Source organism: Acetobacter orientalis, assembly GCF_000963965.1.
Lineage (GTDB): Bacteria > Pseudomonadota > Alphaproteobacteria > Acetobacterales > Acetobacteraceae > Acetobacter > Acetobacter orientalis.
This window is the reverse complement of sequence record NZ_BAMX01000010.1, coordinates 201,280-220,639: the sequence shown is the minus strand read 5'-3', so window position 1 is coordinate 220,639 and position 19,360 is coordinate 201,280. Positions and strand designations below refer to the sequence as shown.

At 48.4% G+C, this 19,360-nt stretch carries 14 protein-coding genes; 6 read left to right on the top strand and 8 right to left on the bottom strand.

Features of this window, described 5'->3' with window-relative positions; all coding sequences use genetic code 11:
• Positions 1–11 precede the first annotated feature (11 nt).
• Together Abor_RS04670 and Abor_RS04665 are read left to right on the top strand one after the other, a co-directional pair.
• Entirely contained in the window at positions 12–902 is an 891-nt protein-coding gene (locus tag Abor_RS04670) for a transporter (RefSeq protein WP_048840652.1), read from the top strand.
• Positions 903–1,059: 157 nt separating this feature from the next.
• Positions 1,060–1,980: a helix-turn-helix domain-containing protein gene (locus Abor_RS04665; RefSeq protein ID WP_048840705.1), complete on the top strand. Its 921-nt coding sequence runs from the start codon at positions 1,060–1,062 to the stop codon at positions 1,978–1,980.
• Between the two features lie 39 nt (positions 1,981–2,019).
• Here the strand turns inward: Abor_RS04665 and Abor_RS04660 are convergent, their stop codons facing one another.
• From Abor_RS04660 to Abor_RS04640, 5 genes are all read right to left on the bottom strand, one after another.
• Positions 2,020–4,353, bottom strand: a complete 2,334-nt coding sequence (locus Abor_RS04660) for a TonB-dependent receptor (RefSeq protein ID WP_232015170.1) — start codon at positions 4,351–4,353, stop codon at positions 2,020–2,022.
• Between the two features lie 367 nt (positions 4,354–4,720).
• Entirely contained in the window at positions 4,721–5,260 is a 540-nt protein-coding gene (locus Abor_RS04655; protein ID WP_048840651.1) for a Dps family protein, read from the bottom strand.
• Positions 5,261–5,428: 168 nt separating this feature from the next.
• Positions 5,429–6,385, bottom strand: a complete 957-nt coding sequence (locus Abor_RS04650) for an NAD(P)H-dependent glycerol-3-phosphate dehydrogenase (RefSeq protein ID WP_048840650.1) — start codon at positions 6,383–6,385, stop codon at positions 5,429–5,431.
• Positions 6,386–6,460: 75 nt separating this feature from the next.
• The gene (locus tag Abor_RS04645) at positions 6,461–6,697 is read right to left on the bottom strand and encodes a (2Fe-2S)-binding protein (RefSeq protein ID WP_084594372.1); all 237 of its coding nucleotides are present in this window, start codon (positions 6,695–6,697) and stop codon (positions 6,461–6,463) included.
• 271 nt (positions 6,698–6,968) lie between these two features.
• Positions 6,969–7,430, bottom strand: a complete 462-nt coding sequence (locus Abor_RS04640) for a PACE efflux transporter (protein ID WP_244877866.1) — start codon at positions 7,428–7,430, stop codon at positions 6,969–6,971.
• A 273-nt stretch (positions 7,431–7,703) separates the two neighbouring features.
• On the opposite strand from Abor_RS04640, the gene Abor_RS04635 reads away from it, so the two are divergent.
• The 4 genes from Abor_RS04635 to Abor_RS04620 all read left to right on the top strand — a co-directional run bounded on the left by Abor_RS04635 (position 7,704) and on the right by Abor_RS04620 (position 16,455).
• Complete coding sequence (locus Abor_RS04635) at positions 7,704–8,720, top strand: CgeB family protein (protein WP_048840648.1); 1,017 nt, start codon at positions 7,704–7,706, stop codon at positions 8,718–8,720.
• A 59-nt stretch (positions 8,721–8,779) separates the two neighbouring features.
• Entirely contained in the window at positions 8,780–11,710 is a 2,931-nt protein-coding gene (locus Abor_RS04630; protein ID WP_048840647.1) for a glycosyltransferase, read from the top strand.
• 137 nt (positions 11,711–11,847) lie between these two features.
• Positions 11,848–15,207, top strand: coding sequence for a glycosyltransferase (locus Abor_RS04625; protein WP_048840646.1), 3,360 nt, complete (start codon positions 11,848–11,850; stop codon positions 15,205–15,207).
• A gap of 57 nt (positions 15,208–15,264) precedes the next feature.
• Positions 15,265–16,455, top strand: a complete 1,191-nt coding sequence (locus Abor_RS04620; protein ID WP_048840645.1) for a hypothetical protein — start codon at positions 15,265–15,267, stop codon at positions 16,453–16,455.
• Positions 16,456–16,480: 25 nt separating this feature from the next.
• Here Abor_RS04620 and Abor_RS04615 read toward each other — a convergent pair whose 3' ends face one another.
• The 3 genes from Abor_RS04615 to Abor_RS04605 form a co-directional block, all read right to left on the bottom strand.
• A complete protein-coding gene (locus Abor_RS04615) occupies positions 16,481–17,227 on the bottom strand; it encodes a lysophospholipid acyltransferase family protein (protein WP_048840644.1) in 747 nt (248 codons plus the stop codon).
• Positions 17,228–17,290: 63 nt separating this feature from the next.
• Complete coding sequence (locus Abor_RS04610; protein WP_048840643.1) at positions 17,291–18,295, bottom strand: ABC transporter ATP-binding protein; 1,005 nt, start codon at positions 18,293–18,295, stop codon at positions 17,291–17,293.
• Positions 18,292–19,359, bottom strand: coding sequence for an ABC transporter ATP-binding protein (locus Abor_RS04605; RefSeq protein ID WP_048840702.1), 1,068 nt, complete (start codon positions 19,357–19,359; stop codon positions 18,292–18,294). The genes Abor_RS04610 and Abor_RS04605 overlap by 4 nt, the downstream gene beginning before the upstream one ends.
• Position 19,360: the final 1 nt, after the last annotated feature.

Below are 19,360 nucleotides of genomic sequence, written 5' to 3'. Positions count from 1 at the left end.
GAAATACCATCATGCATCTGATCGAAAAGGCAGGGCGGCTGCGTACCCTGCTTCGTTTTGCTGTGCCCGGTGTATTGCTTGTGTATGCCTCATCAGCGCATGCGGCAGACATTACATTGGGCATCATTGGCCCCCATGAATATGACCTGCCGGTAGACTTCAAGCCGTTTAACGTGCTGGTGCAATATGGTGATGGAAACGCCGCAGGCAATTCCTACAACAGCACAGGCCAACGCCAAGCACGTGGTGGTAGCCATACGTGGGCAGGCATGACCAAATATGTGCATTTCCGTAGTTTTGAGGCCATACCGCATGTAGGCTTTGCCTTCGAACTTATCCAGAGTGAAAGCTACACTTTGGCAAATGGCACAGATTATGGTGGCTTGGGGCCAACTATTGTGGGGCCAGCCGCATGGTTTAAACCTAACGCCCATAGCACCCTAGGTATTCAGACCTTTATGCAAACGCCAGTTGGCACGCGTGATGCTACATCGCCTAATTACTGGTCAAATATTTCTAGTATTATTTTTGACTACGAGTGGAAGCATTTTAGCTTTGATGGCGATATTGGTACCGTTACCGGGTCTACCAAGCATGTTAAAAACCAGCACAGCTACGCACCCGGCGTTGTGTTTTATTCAAACCTACGGTTTAGCTGGAAAGCGACATCGCGCATTGAGCCGTTTTTGGCGTTTGACTGGCAAAACGTAAACGGCACGTACGATAATACCGCCCGCCAATATATGGATAATTCAAGCAGCCGCGAAGTGGCTATGGGGCCGGGTTTAATGTTTACCCTCTCTAAAAGCGTGTCTGTTACAGCGCGTTATTCGCATTCGCTTGAAGGGCGTAACACACCAGAAACAAACGCTTATTACATGAAATTTGTTTACGCTTGGTAAACTTTCATACAGTTAAGCCCCCGCCATAACTGGTTATGTGGAATTTACTTTAAAGATGTTGGAAAAATAGAGTAAAAGGAGGTCAATAAAAATAAGTGCATAACACGTATAGGCAGGATCACATGTGACACGTAGTCTTTCTGGCAAAAAAGAGCCTTTGTCACGGTCGGAGGTGCAAATACTCCCCATTGCAAAAGCCGCAGTAGAGCAATCTTGGGAGCGGTGCCTGTCTGCGTATCATCTTGACCCTGCACAAGGGTGGATCCCTGATATTCTGTCTGGTGCAGAGTTGCGCCATGTCAGTGGTCGTTCTGCTATTTTTCTAAAATCTGCCATGGGTGAAATGCACCGCCTGTTTGAGCTGGTGCAAGGTATGGGCCTTATGGTTATTCTGGCAGACCCTAACTCTACTATTCTGGCCCGCTGTGTTGATGAAACGCATTTATCTGTTTGCCGTAGGCTGCACTTGCGCAAAGGTGCTATCTGGAGCGAGGCATCGGCTGGTACAAATGGTGTAGGCACTTGTATAGCAGACAAGCAGCCAGTGTTTTTAGGGCAGGGCGACCATTGGCGCTTTTGTTTCTCTTTACTGGCTAGTTACGCCGTGCCTGTGTTTGATGCCCAAGGGCATGTGGCCGGGGCACTCAACCTTGCGGCCATGACAGGTAATACCACCCGCCCTTATGCAAACCTGCTTATGGAAACCTTAAAACTTTCAAGTAGGCGTATAGAAGAAACCCTTTTCCGTAATTGCCACATGGGTGAGCAAATTTTGACATTGGGTATGCCAGAAGAAAGCTCGTCTCTTTTAGTTGCGATTAACCAAGCCGGAGAGGTAACGGGGGCCACCCATGGGGCACGCACCTTTATGGGCTGGACAGAAGACAGGTTATGCACACGCCCCAACCTGCTGACAGAACTGGAAGCCGGGGTAGAAATTAGCTTTAAGAAAGCTGAAGAAAGCGTGGTACGCTCAGCTTTGGCAGCAACACAAGGCAATGTGAGTGCGGCCGCCAAAAGCCTGAATATTAGCCGCGCTACTTTATACCGAAAAATGCGAGCGCTTGAGATTCAGTAACGAATATATTTTTCAAACAGCTTTTCTAAATCAGTTTTTTTAAAAACCGTAGGAGACGCGCCCTCCAATAAAGCGTGGTTCACCGGGAATGTAGAAGTAAGTTGTGGTTGCTTGGCCACCACTTTCTGCATAGCGGCGGTTAAGGATATTACGTGCATATACCGTGGCCTCCCAATGGCCAGAGGGGGAGCGGAACGTAACATGTGCACCCAGTAGAAAATAAGGGGGTAAGCGGTAAAACCCTGTGCCACCCGGTGTTATGGCTTGGCTGCCCCGGTATTGCCAGTCTGGGCCAAATTCTAGCGCATAAGCGCGTGCAATAGGTTGCCGCCAGTCTGCCGAGCCATTGAGTGTGAGCTTGGGTTGGCCGTTATCAACGCCTGCAAAATTATCGTTAATGGCTTTCCAGACATGGTGCTGGGCATAATATGCATTGGTTTTGGCACGGTTGACGGTCGGGAAATCTTGGAAATTGCCGCGCTGCCAGCCAAAGTTTTGCGTGATAAATAAGTGGCTAAAGGGGTGGGCTTCTATAGTGCCTTCAAACCCCCAGCTTTCAGATTTAGGGGCATTCGTAATTTCGCTCAGTGGTCCATAGTTTGGTATAAGCACGGTGCCCAAAATTTGCTGGTTATGGAAGTCGTTATAAAAAGCGGCCCCGTTAATCCGTAAGTGGTTGGGTATGGGGTCAGACTTAAAGCCGAGCTCGTAAGTAAGCACCGTTTCTGGCTTAAAGGGGTCAAGCTGGGCCTGAATTTGGGTGTTATTGGCGGTAAAACCACCGGGCTTAAAGCCTTTGCTCATTTTGTAATAAAGTAGGGCATGTTGGGCCATTTGCCACGAAATGCCTACCTGCCCAGCAAACTGGTTAGAGGCTGTACTTTCAGCATGGAAATTTTGGGTGGCACCGCCAAAAATTTCTGATTTAAGGCCGGTAATAGATCTGTCATCCAGTTCGTGCAGCAGGCCCGTCCAGAGCGTAATGCCATGGGGTAGGCGGTAACTGACATGCCCAAATTCTGAAACACTTTCTTGGTTAAGGCCAAAGGTGGTGGCCATCATGTAACGGCGTGCGGTGTAGTCTGTATAATCAAAAAAGAAGCGTTGGTTCATGCGGGTGCGCTGGTAATAAGCGCCTACTACCCATTGCAACCTATCATGCGTGTTAGAATTATTAAGGCGTACTTCTTGCGTAAAGCTGTTGGCATCAACCGTGCGGTAGGTGTCGGCTTGTGCGTCTGCTGTGCCGTCTTGGTCTGTGTATTCGCCTTCACGCTCTGTTTCAAACGCGCTTATGGTTGTTAATGTTACCGGGCCAAAATCGTGGGTTATATGAAGGTCTGCTCCCCAAAACTGGTTATGCTCACTGGGTTTAATACCTGCTTTGCGGCCAAACAGTTTTGCAAATTCTGGCCGGGAAGACCATTGTGCCTGCAGCCATGAACCAAAATGTGGAATAGCCTGTTTACCAATAAGCCGCGCTACGGGTACGCTGGTCACTACCTCGCTGTTGTCTTGGGTAAAATGGCCAGAGAGCAAAATGGTTGTGTGGCTATCGGGTTTCCATTGCAGTTTACCGCGTAAGGCCCACAGGTCTGCATCACCTAAATGGTCACCATTTGTGGGGTTAGTTTGCCAGCCGCCACCATGCAGGGTTTGGCCCGCTAAACGAAAACTTAAACCACGGGCCAGCGGGCCAGAAATATAGGCCTCGCTGCGGCTACGGGCGTAAGAGGCAATATCTTGCGTTGCCCCAAAGTGCCATGTGTCTGTTGGGGTGTTGGTGTGTATATGTACCTCGCCCCCCGTATCAGACTGGCCGTGTTCTGTGCCCACTGGCCCCGGCGTGACAGAGGCCCCCGCGAGGTCAAACATTTGGCCATTGGCCATGGTAGAATACGGGTAGGCTACGTCATCAATATAGGTCAGTACTGGCCCCATATTGCTTTGCGTAAAGTCGTTAAAGCCAATGCCGCGTAAATAAAAATTAGTAGAGGCAGTGCCGTTAATGCTCTGAATGGTCAGGTTAGGGGCCACGCGCTCTAGCCCGCGTATGGTTGTTACATCACGCGCGCGCAGGCGCTCGGCAGTTAGGTGTGTTGTGGCGTCTGGCTCGTGTTGTGCTTCTGGGTAGGCAAAGTCGTGGCGGCGGGCGTTTACATCTAGGCTGGTGGTTTGGGTGCTTTTATGGGTGCTGGGTGTTATGCGTTGGTGTGGGGTATGTTTGCTTGCAGTGCTCTGAGCTGGTGCTGGGCGGAGCAGAGGGTTAGCTACTACAGGCTGTGCCACTGCATGGGGTGTTGCCCAAGCTGTAAAGGGGGTAAGGCCTAGCCCCAAAGTGGTGCCAAGGGTAAGTACCGTACGGCTTGACATAAAGCTGTAACGGCCAGACTTTGAAAAAACAGCTTTTGTTAAAAAGTAAAAAATAAGACCAACCCCTTGCGGCAACCGCATAAAAGCACTGGTCTTCCTGCGCTAAACCCGCGCTGGGTCAGAGAGAAATGACAGCCCATTCAAGCGGGAACAAACACGCTGCGGCCTTGGCACACCCGCACAAGACAGCAGCGTGTATGTGTGCATGCCAAAAATTATGCAACCGTTTAGGGCAAGGCTTTGTTTGTTTTATAGGGTGGTGTGTTTAAATTTCACACTTATTTGGGCTGTGTGTTGCACCATAAAACACGGTGGCCCAAAGGAGCCGCCGTGTTTTAGCTGCATGGTAGCCGGGTGTGCGTTAATATTAGTCGTTTTTACCAAAAACCGGGCGGGTTGATTCAAACAAAAACCACGTGCGGCGTTCGGTTTCGTCAATCCAGTTTTCAATGAGGCTGGAGGTTGCAACATCGTTGGCTTCTGCACACAAAGCATGCACTTTGCGCAGGCGTTTGGTTAAGGCCAGATTATCGTCACGAAGTTCTGCCAGCATATCTTCTGGGGTAACATAGAGGGTGTCATTATCGGCAATTTGTGTGCGGCGGCTAATTTCACCGACCGAGTGCAGCGTTGTGCCACCAATTTTGCGGGCCCGCTCGGCCAATGGGTCTGTCATCGCAAAAATCTGGTTGCTTTGCTCGTCTAACAGCAGGTGGTAGTCGCGGAAATGGCGACCGCTCATATGCCAATGAAAGTTCTTGGTTTTAATATACAGGGCAAAAACATCGGCCAGTGTGTCGGCCAAACCAATGGCAATATCGTGCACATCGGCAGATTTCAGGTCTGTTGGGGTGCCTAAATACTCTTTAATATGAGCAGCTTTGGCATCTAATGGTGCTTTACTCATGGACAAGTCCTTTGCGTTAAGGGTGCAATGTTGCGTCACATGGTGTGGCGTTTCACCTTTAACGACATAGGTAGCCGCTTGTTGCATGCAAGCCGTGGCGGAGCAGCTATGAGCTACAAACACACTCTGTACGGCATGTGGCCCAGCACAAAGCTGTTACTTTGGCTGTTACTCTTGTTTTAAAGGGCGGCTAAGGAGCCTGTCTTGCGCTTGCGCAAGAGAAAGCTTTTGCGTGAGTAGGTCAGACACTGTTTCAATAATTGGTACGCTAACGCCATGTTTTTGCGCTAACGCTAAAAGAGCGCCAGCGGTTGTTGCCCCTTCAGCCACGCCGGGCAGGCCCGCAAGAGCCGCGTCTGTTTGTGCACCGCGCCCAAGGGCCAGCCCCATTTGGTAATTGCGAGATGAGGTGCCCGTGCAGGTTAAAACAAGGTCTCCCATGCCAGAAAGTCCGGCGAGTGTTGTGGCAGAGCCGCCTAGTACGGCGGCTAGTCTGGCTGTTTCGGCCAACCCCCGTGTTATAAGGGCTGCGCGTGCATTTTCGCCTAAACCTGCGCCAATAGCTGTGCCTGCGGCAATGGCAATAACGTTTTTGGCGGCTCCGCCTAACTGCACCCCCATGCAGTCTGTGCTGGCATAAAGCCGAAAAAGGGGGGTAGCCAGCAAATGTGTAAGTGCTTGGGCGTTTTGTTCTGCCTGTGCCGCAATAACTGCGGCGGCTGGTAGGCCTGCGGCAATTTCATGTGCAAAATTGGGGCCAGAGAGAATGCCGCCTGATAAATCTGGCCGCATACGTGCCAGCACCTCTAGCGGGAAGGCAAGTGTATTGCGCTCAACCCCTTTGCAGCACAGCAAAGTAGGGGCTGCGGGCATGAGGGGCAAAACCGAGGGCAAATGCTGTACCGGCACAACCACCAAAGTGGCACTGACCGTACTTGGTATTTTATCTGAAACTGTAATGCTGTCTGGTAAGGGAAAATCAGGCAGGCGGGGCATAGCACCCGATGGTAGCCGCCCAGCAGGGTTACGCGCCCATAAATGTACCTGTACCTGCGTGCGTGCGGCATGTAGGGCTAGGGCACAGCCCCATGCGCCAGCACCTATAACAAGAATACGCTTTGTCATGGCAAAGGCGTGCCAGAAAGCATACAAACAGGCAAGTAACTGCGGGCTAAAAGCACCGGGTTGTGTTGTGGGGTGTTACGCCGAAACGCTTGCAACCGTTTGGGCACAAGCGGCTAGGTGGGCTGGTATGGTAGCAGCTTGCATTTTTTTAAGGCGCGCTTCACGCAGCATACACACAACACCAGACACGCAGTTGCCACACTGCGCTTTACAGCCTTTAGAGGCGTAAATTTCACGCGGGCGGGTCGCACCGCTTTCAACAGCGGCTTCAACGTCTTTATGTGTCAGGCGGTTACAAGAGCAGATGACCATGCACAGATCGTCCCGTTCTTTAGGTTGCTGGAGTCTTTATACAGTAATGAGAATTATTCGCAATATGTTTTTTGCAAGCCAAGTATGCGTTTTAAATTAACGTTTTGTTATGGTTTGGGGGAGGTCACTCAAAGTCCGTAAAAAGGTTCTTCAAAGTGAAGGCACCCTTACTCACGTCAAGCATGGTGGTTCTCTATAGGTAGGCGCGTCTTGTGTACATCTATGTGGATAACGGGGAAGGATGTACACACGTATTGGCCAGAGAAATGGCTTAGTTTTGCTGCGAATATGCGGGTTTAATGGGAAAAATAAAATCGTAAGCCATGTTAAACAAAAACGCATAAATAAGATAGAAAAGTGCAATTAAAAAACTCATGGAAAAAGCAGCCATGATGGAAATTTTCAAATACAATGCAATGGCGGGTAGCAGCACAACCTGTAAACCCGCCTCAAAGAGTAAGGTATGGAGAGCACGTATGCTTATGCTTTTACGCGTGCTGCTAGCTAAATGGTGCATCACGTGGTCAAAGCCCAAATTATAAAGGTAGTTCCACACCGTTGCGGTTATGGCGCTGCCAACACCAATTACCCCCATTTGCTCAGTTTGTAAGCCAAACAGGTGCGAACCAACAGGAATAACAAGCGCTAAAGCCAGGCATTCAAAGAGCAAAGCATGGCGTATGCGGTCTGGAGTAGAGCGCATAAGCGGAGGAGGAGACGTATGAACCGACATGGCTAAACTTTAAAGGCTTCATACAAAAAGGAAAAGTGTCAGGGGGAGGCTTTTTAACGTATTGGGGTTAAGAGAGTATTACGAATTACTTTTGTAAAAATTAGCGCGTTTTTTAATATCAAACAGAATTTGTTTATAAAAATACAAACATAACTGCATTCATAAAGTAAAAACTTTACGCGTGTTGCGTAGAGTGAAAATAATATTGCATATTCTTCTAAACTGTACACACACTAAGCCACACGGGCTTATCGAACTTGTGGATACAATTTTATGCGCGCTCTTGCAGAAGACAATATCTCCGTAGCCCCGCTCTGTAAAAATCAGAGAGTGTTGGTTTGTAGTGGCGGGCGTTATGAATCGCAGGCCAATGCTCAAATTCGTGAATCTATTATGGATGGCTGGGCAGAATGTTTTGGAGAAGAAAACGTAACAGCCGTGCATATTAGTGGTGCAGCCGCGTCTATTGCGCACCTTAAACCCACCATTGTTTTTGCTATTGGCTCTTATTTACCTGAAAGCACCTATTTTGGTGAGGTGTGCCGTGAAGCCAAAAAAATAGGGGCCATAACGGTTTTCTGGGCAACAGAAGACCCCTACGAGCAAGACGCCAACTACCGTATTGCAGATGATTTTGACGTTATTTTCTCATGCGATAGATGGGGCCATAATTTCTACTTGAGAGACCACGTTTATCATCTTCCTTTAGCGGCCAGCCGTAAGCTCCATTATGCCCCCCTAACAGGCGAGGCTGAACGGAGTATAGATGTGTTGTTTTGCGGCGTAGCATTTACCAGCCGTAAAGATATAGTGCGCACCCTTATGCCAACCTTGCGCCAGTTGAATGTGCGCATTATTGGCCCCGGCTGGGGGGAGTTTGGTATTGGTTTTTCAGATGCGCGCATTGAAAAAAATCAACTGGTTGAATTATATCAACGCTCTAAAATTGTCTTAAATCTCGGACGTTCTTTACATTTCGAGAACAAGCGCTTCATGATAGCCCCTTCTACGCCCGGGCCACGGACGTTTGAGGCTGCAGCAGCAGGTGCTTTCCAAATTTTTCATGAAGATACGTACGAGTTGCGCCGTTATTACCATGCAAAAGAAATACCCTCTTTTTCTAATAAACGAGATTTTGACGGGTTAGTGCAGCACTATCTACACAATGCGCAAAAACGGGCAGATGCAACACGCTGTGCACAAGAGCGCACATTGGCCGAGCATACATACGGCCATAGAGTGCGCACTGTTGTTAATATTTTGCAACAAGAAGGATTTATGGCGGCATAAAGAGAGAGTTAAGACCTTATTATTTATATAAAACATTTTACAAAGGTACTGTCTGTCACATGAGCCTTAAAATTGACTGGTCAGTATTTGATAGCGAATGGTACAAAAAAACCTACCATTCCGTTCTCTCTTTTTTTGAAGTAGACGCTGACAGCGATGTGCACAATTTTTATGAGCACTATGGGGCTGCTCTTCAGCACTCTCCTAATATGTTTTTTGATGAGGAATGGTATTTAACACGCTACCCAGCGGTACAAACTCTTATTGCATCGGGTGATTATAAAAGTGGTTTTGAGCATTATAAAAATTTAGGCTTTGAAAGCTACAGCCCACACTGGTTGTTTGACGAAGATTATTACAAACGCACTGTCTTGGATGCCTCTTCTGCTATGCTTGCGCAAAATGGTTTCCGAAATGGGTATGACCACTATTTAAACCAAGGGGCGCGCTCTCTTAGCCAACCATGTTTATTTTTTGATCCAGCCTTTTTTTTGAAAGAAGAACCAGAGTTTATCTTTGATGTAGAAGAAGGGGTGTTTATAGCTTTTTTACGATGTCTTTCAGAGCCACGTTTTCAACATACGCGGCTTTCATGGTATTTTGACCCGGCATGGTACGCAAAACACTATGCAGACTATGCGGCAGAGCCTGCGGCATGGTGTGGGCCGTTGCACCATTATTTGGCAAATACCACCCCAGAAAACTATGACCCCAACCCGTATTTTTCAGAAAAATTTTATAGGCAAACATATGAGGATGTTGCCGCTGCTGTTGTAAGTGGCGCGTTTCGTTCTTGCTATGAGCATTTTATAAAATTTGGGCAGTATGAATTTAGACAGCCCGCGCCTGATGTAAAGCTGCGACAGTATATAGAAAACCCAAAAGTAAAGAGCGAAGTGGCTGCACAAAAATACCCAAGTGTTTTTGTGCATTATATGGCGCATGATGGCATGGTAAATGAGACAGGTTATACAGAAGAAGAGGTCGAATATATCTCTAAATCTGTTTATCAGAGTATGTGCCGCGCACGGCTGCCATTGCTAATGCGTGCCGGTATAGACTTCACTTATACAAGCCCGGATATAAGCGTTATTATAGTGTCGCATAATAATTTTGCCATGACACTCTCAGCTTTGTTCTCATTAAGAGAGAATTATAAAGGCAGTATACAGCTTATACTGGTTGATTCAGGCTCGTCTGATGAAGTGCGCCATATTGAGCGTTACGTGCAGGGGGCGCATGTTATACGCGCTCTTGGTAATATTGGGTTTTTATTGGGTTGTAACGAGGCCTTGCGACATGTAAAAGCTGACTTTACGCTTTACCTGAATAACGATCTTGAGCTTATGCCGCATGCCATAGATAGGGCTTTGGCGCGGTTTGTAAAAGAACCTAAAGCCGGTGCGGTTGGCGCAAAACTTTTGCGTACAAATGGGTTATTACAAGAAGCTGGGTGCATAGTCTGGCAAGATGGCGGCGTGGTTGGGTATTTGCGTGACCAAATGCCAGATATACCAGAAGCAAATTATGTAAGGTCTGTCGATTTTTGCTCTGGCGCATTTTTGATGGTGCGCACAGCCCTGTTAAAAGAGCTTGCCGGGTTTGATACAGACTACGCCCCAGCCTATTTTGAAGAAACTGACCTTTGTGTGCGCCTTAATAAATATAATATGGAGGTTGTGTATGACCCCGCTGTAGTGGTGCTGCATTACGAATATGGTACATCTGGCAACCATGAGAGTGGGCAAATGATGGCTATAAATTTTCAAAAATTTAAAGAGAAAAATAACACATATATTGCAACCAAATTACAACGGTCTGAGCATAATATAGTAAAGGCGCGCAGCACACGCACCCCCACAAAAAGGGTTTTATTTATTGAAGACTACTTGCCGTTTCGTCACCTTGGCTCTGGGTTTACGCGCTCGCATGATATTGTAACAAGCATGGTTGAGCAGTTGGCCTGTGATGTAACGCTCTACCCCGTATTTAGGCCCATAGGTATGGTGGAAGACACATACACGGCTTTTCCCGATAGGGCCGAAGTGATGTGGAACAAAGGGCTGGAAGATCTTGCAGCCTTTTTGCATTCTCGCCCCGGTTATTATGATGTGGTGTGGATAGCCCGCACCCACAATGCAGAGCGTTTAAAACCTATTTTGGCTGAGTTTACTGCGGCACTTGGGCGCGCAACTGTTGTTTTGGATACAGAAGCTGTGGCTGCTGGCAGAACGATGCAAAAACTGGCTTTGCAAGGCGAAACACCACAGCATAGCTTAGAAGAAATGCTGCAAAAAGAATTTCGTGCCGCACAGGTAGCGCAACAGTTTATTGCCGTGAGTGCACAAGATGCACAAACCCTGCGCACGCTTGGTCTGGAACAGGTTAACATTTTGGGACACCAACAACAGGTGCGCCGTTTTACCCCCGGCTATACCAATAGGCATGATATACTCTTTGTGGGCGCAATTCATGATCTGGAGTCTCCTAATCTCGAGTCTTTGCTTTGGTTTGTTAAAGACGTGTTGCCTGTGCTGGAACAAATTCTGCAAGAAGACTTTAAACTGCGTGTATGCGGCTACATAAACCCGACTATAGATTTACCAGAGCTTTTGGCACACCCGCGTGTGGAGTGTGTAGGGCGTGTTGAAGATATAAGCCCATATTATGATACCCACCGTATTTTTATTGCCCCTACGCGGTTTGCTGCGGGTATCCCGTATAAATTACATGAGGCAGCAGCAAATGGCTTACCCATTGTTGCGTCTGACATATTGTGCAAACAGGTGGGGTGGGTGAATGGTACAGATATTGTAGCAGCTAAGACAGGTAACCCTGCTGATTTTGCACAGTGTATAAAAGAGCTTTACAAAAATAGAGAGCTTTGGGAGCGCGTGCGCCGTAATGCTTTGCGGCGTATTGTCGTGGAAAATAATACAGAGAAATATATTGAAACCATAAGGTCTATTTTAACATTTTCTAAAGTGTAGATGTGTATTTACTGTTAAAAATTGGCGCGTTATGAAAATAAAAAGAATGAATTCTGTAAGGTTTTATAAAACGTTCAGAATTCATTCTTTTTATTGGGTAAACGCCTGCTGTATGTGTGCACAAAGCAGAGGATCAAATGGCGATTATTTACAATACCAATTATACGCATAACCCCAACTCCTATTTAACGCTAGCGGTAGAGCGCGCAGCAAAAGCCATTTTAGGGGCAGATCAGGTTGTGGTGGCTGACAACCACACTTTAGCTGCTTTGGCGGCACGGGGTGAGCATGAAACTTTGCTGTGTATAGATGCCCAGCGCATTAACCTGCCTTTGTTACAACGTGTACGCCCAGCATTTAAAACGCTTATTCTCTGGACGTTTGAAGACCCCTTCATGAAAGATTTTAATGTAGGGAACGCAAGTGTTTTTGATTATGTTTTTACCAACGACCCCTCTTGTGCAGAAAGTTATGGTGCCAAAGGGCACTATTTGCCTCTCGCGGCGTCCCTTACGTTGCATGAAAGGCGTATCAAACCTGTTGAAGAACTAGATTATGATATCTTTTTTGCAGGCACAATGTGGCCAAACAGAGTAGAGACACTGCGCCATATTATTACGGCTTTTCCGCAGGCACGGTTAAAACTTATTTGCCCCGGCAATGAATATTTACCCCCTTTACCGTCAGACTTGGCTGAATTGGCTATTCAGCGCCCTGTTAGCCATGAAGCGTTTATAGATTTTGCCAATGCCAGCACAGTAACGCTCACCATGTTCCGTGATTATGCAAGCCATGGAGATACAAGCCAGGCAACAGCACCGGGGCCACGTTTTTATGAACTTGGGCTGGCCGGTACAGCACAGGTTATTGAAGCCCCAGAAGCAATGGCCAGCACCTATTTTGATGATGTAAAAGGTATTGCCCTAGCCCGGCATGTTGGGGGTGTTATTGCCGCAATAGACAGTTTTCTTACCAACCCATCTTTGCGGCATAGAGCTGCGCAGGCTGCACAAAAGTCAATTAAAGCGAGTCATCTTTATGAGCATCGTTTACGTGAAATTATAGAAATAACTGGGGCAGAATTCAGCCGCCGTACAGCCACACCGCCAGTTGTGCCTGCACGGCGTTTACGTGTGCTTATGTGCACACATTCTACTAAATATGAAGCTGCATGGGGTGGGGTAGAAGTGTACCAAGAAACGCTTTGCTCTCTCTTGGGCCGAGATGTTGATTTTTATTATTGGCTAAGGCGTGGCAACCAATGCCGCCTTCTTACCGCTGATGGAGAAGAAATAGAACGCTTTGAAGTGCCAGAAGTTGGTTGGACAGATGCAATGTGTGACGCCCCAGAAGAAGTGGCGTTTTCTAATGCTATAAGCCATTATAATTTTGATATCGTACATTTTCAGCACTTAGGGCACCATGCGCTTTCATTGTTGCGTATCGCTAAAGCCTGTGGGGTTGGTGTTGTTTTCTCAGCGCACGATTTCTGGTTGATTTCTTCTCGTTACAATTTGCTCGACCAGAGTTTTAGATATGATGAAGAGCAGGCAAAATCTGTTGTTGCATACGATATTATTTTAAAAAATGCAGAAAATGTTGAGTATGGAGGAGAGCAAACGCGCCGGGCATTTGTGGCAACTATGCTCCATTCAGTTGATGCTTTTTTGTTTGGAACCGAACACTCTTACACTTTAACCAGCGAAGTTTACCCTATTTTAAAACAGAAAAATTGTGCTGTTTTGGGTATTCCCTCACCTGAAAGTACTTTGCCTGTCGCACGTAAGGCATATGAGCCTTTGGAAGGGAGAAAGCTGGGTGTGGCAATTGTTGGCAATTTTTTACGCACTAAAGGTGCAGATACTATTTTAAACCTTATTGAAATTGCACACCCGGAGCATTTTCAGTTTCATATTTTTGGGGCAGTTCACCCTGAATATAAGCAGGTTTTAGAAAACCTGAAATGCCCCAATGTAACCTTGCACGGCCAATATTCTATGGGGAATATAGAGAGCCTGAAAGTAGCTGATGTAGCGCTTAACCTGAGTATTTGGCCCGAAACCTACTGTATTTCTCTTTCTGAGGCATGGCAGAATGGTCTTATCCCGATTGTAACAGATGTTGGGGCATTGCATGACCGGGTAGCCGATGGTGTTAATGGTTTTGTTGTGCCGCTTAATAACCCCTCAGTTGTGTTGGCACGGCTTGAATTGCTGCGCTCTTCAGAAACTTTACGTAAAACCATGATGGACGCAATTTCTCCCGTATTATGGGCAGATGGGCAGGTTTATGCACAAAAATTGCTAGAAATTTACCAAAACGTGGCACCCTTTAAACGGCTTGGTTTTTCAGAAATGCAGATAGATGCAGGGCAGGTACATTTGTTGCCACATGCCTCATGGCGGCATCAGGCTCCACCACGGCATATTTTTGACCCACCGACAACACGAGATGTTGCCGTTGAATTGCCTGAACCTGTATCTGACTGGTTCGCTATTCAAGATGCAGAATATTATATTGATGATATATGCCACCTTGTTTTTGCAGAAAAAAGTATAGCAGATTTTAATGAGGCTTACGAATTCCATATTCGTGGGTGGCACATGGTGCCGCGTGTTAGTGCCTCGGGTAATTTGTATACTGTTTTGCTGGGTGAGCCAGACCAGCCTGTTATCTTTTTACCTTGTATTCGGGAGTCTCGACCCGATGTTATGTCGCTCTATCCAGATGCACCAAGGCGCTCGGGTTTTGCAGGGCAGGCTGCCTTGCGGGGCAAATGGTGCGAGGGGCGCTTTAGAATTGGTTTAGTTAATATTATAAGTGGCCGCGGTAGTTTTGCCCTTACCCCTTTCCAGATAAAAGTTGAGGGCGGTAAAATTATTGAAATTATGCAGCTTATGCCTTCTGCTATGCGGGTTATGTCTGACTTTAAGCGGGTTGCCCACCAAGACGGGCAATTGCGGGGTGTAAAACAACCCAAGGCAAGCAGAAACCCACTTGAAATTTACCAAGAAGGTGATCTGGAATATTATATTGATGCCTGTAGCGGGCTAATTGGTGACCCTGCGCCAGAGGTTACCCCTACCGGTTTTTATTTAAAAGGTTGGGCTTTTTTACATAACCTGCGTGCTGCGGGAAAACTGTTTGTTGCCTGTGTTGCTGAGAATGAGCCGGAAATTTTCTTTTTTGGCACAGAGCGCAGCGTGCGCAGCGATGTAAGTGGTTTTTTTGCAGATGCACCGCTTTGTGTTGGGTTTGAGGCTGATATCACCTTTAAATCTGGTTTTCCTAAAAGCATGAAAGGGAATTACCGTATTTGCCTTGTTAATACTGTTAAGGGCTACATTGGTATAAGGCCGCTGGATATTGTGGTTGTTCTTGAAAATAACCGTGTGCAGTCTGTTGAAAACCACGATGTTTCTCAAGGTGTAGCAGAGCATGTTGAGGCTATGTTGCGGCAAAGCCTTGTGGAAAAGCATGCCGAATTGGCGGGTTAATATGCGCCCGAGCGAAACATTATTTTTTCTGACTTCTTTGGCTAAAGTGGGGGCAACATGGTAGAAGAACAAGGTAATTTGGTGCCTGAAACAAATTTTGTGCATACCCAAAGTGACCAAGATATTTTTGGTAATACGCACGAAACCTACCCACGTACAGCAACGCAGTTTGAGAAAGGGTGCATCAACAGCGATGATGAAGCCCGTGCTTATTATGCCGAGCACGGCGCACAAGAGTGCATACATGCCTTTGCTCTGGCAGAAATTTTAGTGAGACGTAAAAAACCCTATGAAGCGGCTTGTTTATATGGGTTATGTTATCGCTTACATTCTAAAAGCCAAAAACAATTTCCTGATACGTCGACACTATTGCTTTCGCGCTTACTGTGTTTTTTGAAAGCTGGGAAAGAACTGCCCGAGCACGATATGCACCTATTAGCAGCGCAAGCGCCGGTATATGCGCGTTATGTTGCCACTATGCGTACTATATGGCGTGGCCAAGCGGCTGACCTTGCGCAAAGTTTGCGCGGTATGGGCAATGCGTTTGAAGAATTTGTGAGTGGGGAAGAAATTGACCAGCTCTATTTAGAGCAGGCCAAGCAGGTGCAGCCCAGCGTATTTGAGCGGCATATTGGGCATGAGGGTACAGTAAGGGCTATCCCTCCTCTATTGTGTTTATATTGGGATAAAGAGCCCCCCACTGAAATTATGGAAAATATTTATTTTCATCAGGGTATTCCTGATTTGGATTTGAAAATTTTTAATCATGATGAGGCTGTAGACTGGTTGTATCGTTTTTATGGCACGGAAGCGCGAGATTTTTTTCTTTCTATGCGCAGTGCCGCAGAAGCCGCTAATTTTTTTAAGCTACACGCAACAAATTTGTATGGAGGCTGGTGGTTGAACACAACTCTACGCCTTGCAGGAGAAAACGCGCTAGATTTTGTGTTGCAGGAGCAAAGTGATGTGGCGTTATTTTTAACACCAGAGTGCCGCGTGAATGACTGCTTTTTTGGCACAACGCAGCAAAGCGGCTTTATGCAAGAGTGTTTACTCATTTTATACGAAAACTGCTACAAGCATAAGCATCTTTACCCAGAATATAAAACTGGTTCTGGCGTATTTGGGCGGGCGCTATCGCGCAGGGCGTATCGTGTGCTTGAGGGGGTTGAGAGCAACGAGTGTATAAAACTTTACAGCCCAGAGCAGCTTAATACGCTTGTATATAGAAGCCAAAACCCAGCGTGAGAGGCAACTGTGCCTTGCTTAAAGTCTAGCGTGTAGTGGTTTGAAAAATACGTTCAACAGCACCGACAAGGGCGCGGCCACTGGCTTCGTCTCGGGCGGGTGCGCTAAAGCGTGGGGGTAGGCTTACGCTATAGCGCATGGGTAAGGGCGGCTGTTTGTAAAATGGCCACCCTTGAGACAGATAAGGTGATGTTGTTTCAATAAGAATTGGTTGAACGGCAGCACGGGTACGTTGTGCAATAGCGGCAAACCCAGCTTGAAAAGCGCTAGGAGCCTCACCCGCGCGGGAGCGCGTACCTTCGGGGAAAAGTAAAAGCTGGCAGCCTTCATGCAGGCTTGTGGTGGCCGGGCCGAGCAGCCGCAAGAGTGTGTCATGCCGGGGGTAGCCTGCTGTGCGTAATGTGCTGCCCAGTGTTGGGCGCTCCCAGATGGAGGCTTTGGTAACGCACACCATACCCGGCAGGGCAGAGGCCAGAATAAGGCTGTCTAGGCGTGAGGGGTGGTTGGCAACCAGTATAAGCCCTTTTTCGTGTTGTAGGGGTTTAAGGGCTTGAAGGTTGCAGTCTAAAATACCAACGCGACCAAGGTAGCCTACGGTTAAGCGTGCCATAAAGCCAAGCCACCTACGCCCCAGCGTGCGGCGGCGTGGTGTGTCTGGCAGGCCGTGGCGTAATAAAAAAGAGCCTGTGTCGAGTGCCAGAAAAATAAGAGCAACCACAAGCAAAGAGCCATAAAAACGCAGGCTTATTTTAGGAAAATGCAGGCGGGGCATAGAAGGGCTGGCTCACTGCTGGGGCGCATGGGTTTGAGAAGGGGCATACTGACCCTATGCGGATCATGCCAGCGGAAAATGACAGGCAACAGCCCGGTGTGTTGAAATTTGGCGTAAAGCGGGCTCTTCTGCACGGCAGAGGGGCTGCGCTATGGGGCAGCGCGTATGAAAGCGGCAGCCCGCAGGGCGTGAGACAGGGCTTGGAATATCACCCCGCAAGGGTGGGGGGCGTATGGCCCCTATAACAGGTTGCGGCACGGCTTGGGTAAGGGCCAGCGTATAGGGGTGTGCTGGGTTGTGCAACACTGTGTCTGTTTGCCCTAACTCCATAATGGCCCCCAGATACATAACGGCTACCCGCGTGGAAATTTGGCGTATGACGGCAAGGTCGTGCGCAACAAAAACGTAAGTGAGCCCAAGCTGTGCCTGTAGGTCTGCAAACAGGTTGATAATTTGGGCCTGCACGGAAACATCTAGCGCAGACACGGGTTCGTCTGCCACAATGAGTTTGGGGGAAAGGGCCAGGGCGCGGGCAATATTAATGCGCTGGCGCTGCCCGCCTGAAAATTCGTGCGGGTAACGCTCTAGCGCAGACAGGGGTAGGCCTACACGCTCCATAAGCTCGTGCAGGCGGGCTGTAATGGCGCTGCTAGAGCGTTTTTGGCCAGTAGCTGTGGGGTGTACGCGCAATGGCTCTGCCAATAGGTCTGTAATACGCCGCCTTGGGTTGAGAGACGCGTATGAGTCTTGAAAAACCATTTGCATGTGGGGGCGTAAGGGGCGCAAAGCGCGCTCGGGTAGTTTGGTAATATCTTGCCCGTTAAACAGAATTTGCCCGGCAGAAACATCTGTTAAGCGCAGCAGGCAACGGCCTAGGGTTGATTTGCCGCATCCAGATTCTCCGACCAGTCCGAGCACCTCGCCGTGGGTGACACTAAGCGAGATACCATCAACCGCTTTGAGCTTTTGCCCGCGTGGCAATGCGTAAGTTTTATAAAGCCCACGTACATCTAGCAAAGGGGGTGTGGCATTTGCTGCGGTAGGGGGCGTGGGGGCGCAGGTGCTCATAGCGGGGTGGTTCCGGTTTGGTGTGGTGCGCTATGGGCTTGGGCGGTTTGTACCGTACCAAGGCGGGGTGGTAGGGGCGTACCTTCGGTTGGGAGCACGCAGGCGGCAGCGTGCTGTGCGCTTATAGGCACAAGAGCGGGTTGGCTGGTGGTGCAGGGGGTGTGCGCATACGTGCAGCGTGGTGCAAAAGCGCACCCTACAGGCCGGGTGTGTGGGGTTGGCGGGGCGCTTGCAATAGTGGGCAAATGAGCAGGGCGTGGGCCAGTTATGGGTGGAATAGAAGCCAGAAGAGCGGCCGTATAAGGGTGGCTAGGGTGGGCAAACAGGTCTGCTGTGGGGCCGGTTTCTGCTATGCGGCCAGAATAGAGCACCAATGTGCTGTCACACGTTTGGGCAACTACCCCCATATCGTGCGTAATAAACAGCACGGATGAGCCGTGGCTGCTGCGTAAACCCCTGACTAATTCTAGAATTTGCGCTTGCACAGTGACATCAAGTGCCGTGGTGGGTTCATCGGCTATGAGGAGTGAGGGATTACAAGACAGAGCCATAGCAATCATGGCGCGTTGGCGTAGCCCACCAGAGAGCTGGTGGGGGTAGCGTTGGGCCATTTGGGCGGGGTCTGGTACGCCCATTTCTGCCAAAAGGGTTATGGCTCGCTGCTGGGCTTGTTTGCGTGAGAGGCTGGTGTGAGCGCGTATTTGTTCCTCTATTTGCCAGCCAATTGTGTAAACGGGTGTAAAGGCCGTCATGGGGTCTTGAAAGATCATGGCAATGTCGCGCCCGCGTAGGCGGCGGAGTAAGCGGGGCGGCATACCTACGAGTTCCTGCCCTTTAAAACGGGCAGAGCCAGTTATGCGCACACCGGGGCTATCTAGCAGCCCCATAAGAGCCATTGCGGTTACAGATTTGCCCGAGCCAGATTCCCCCACTAGCCCCACAATTTCTTGTGCGCCAACAGTAAAAGAGACGTTTTCGACTAAAGAAATAAGCTGACCTTGTGCAGGTACGTGCACGCTGAGGTTTTGCACGACCAATAGCGGTTGTGTGGAAGTGTGTGGCATG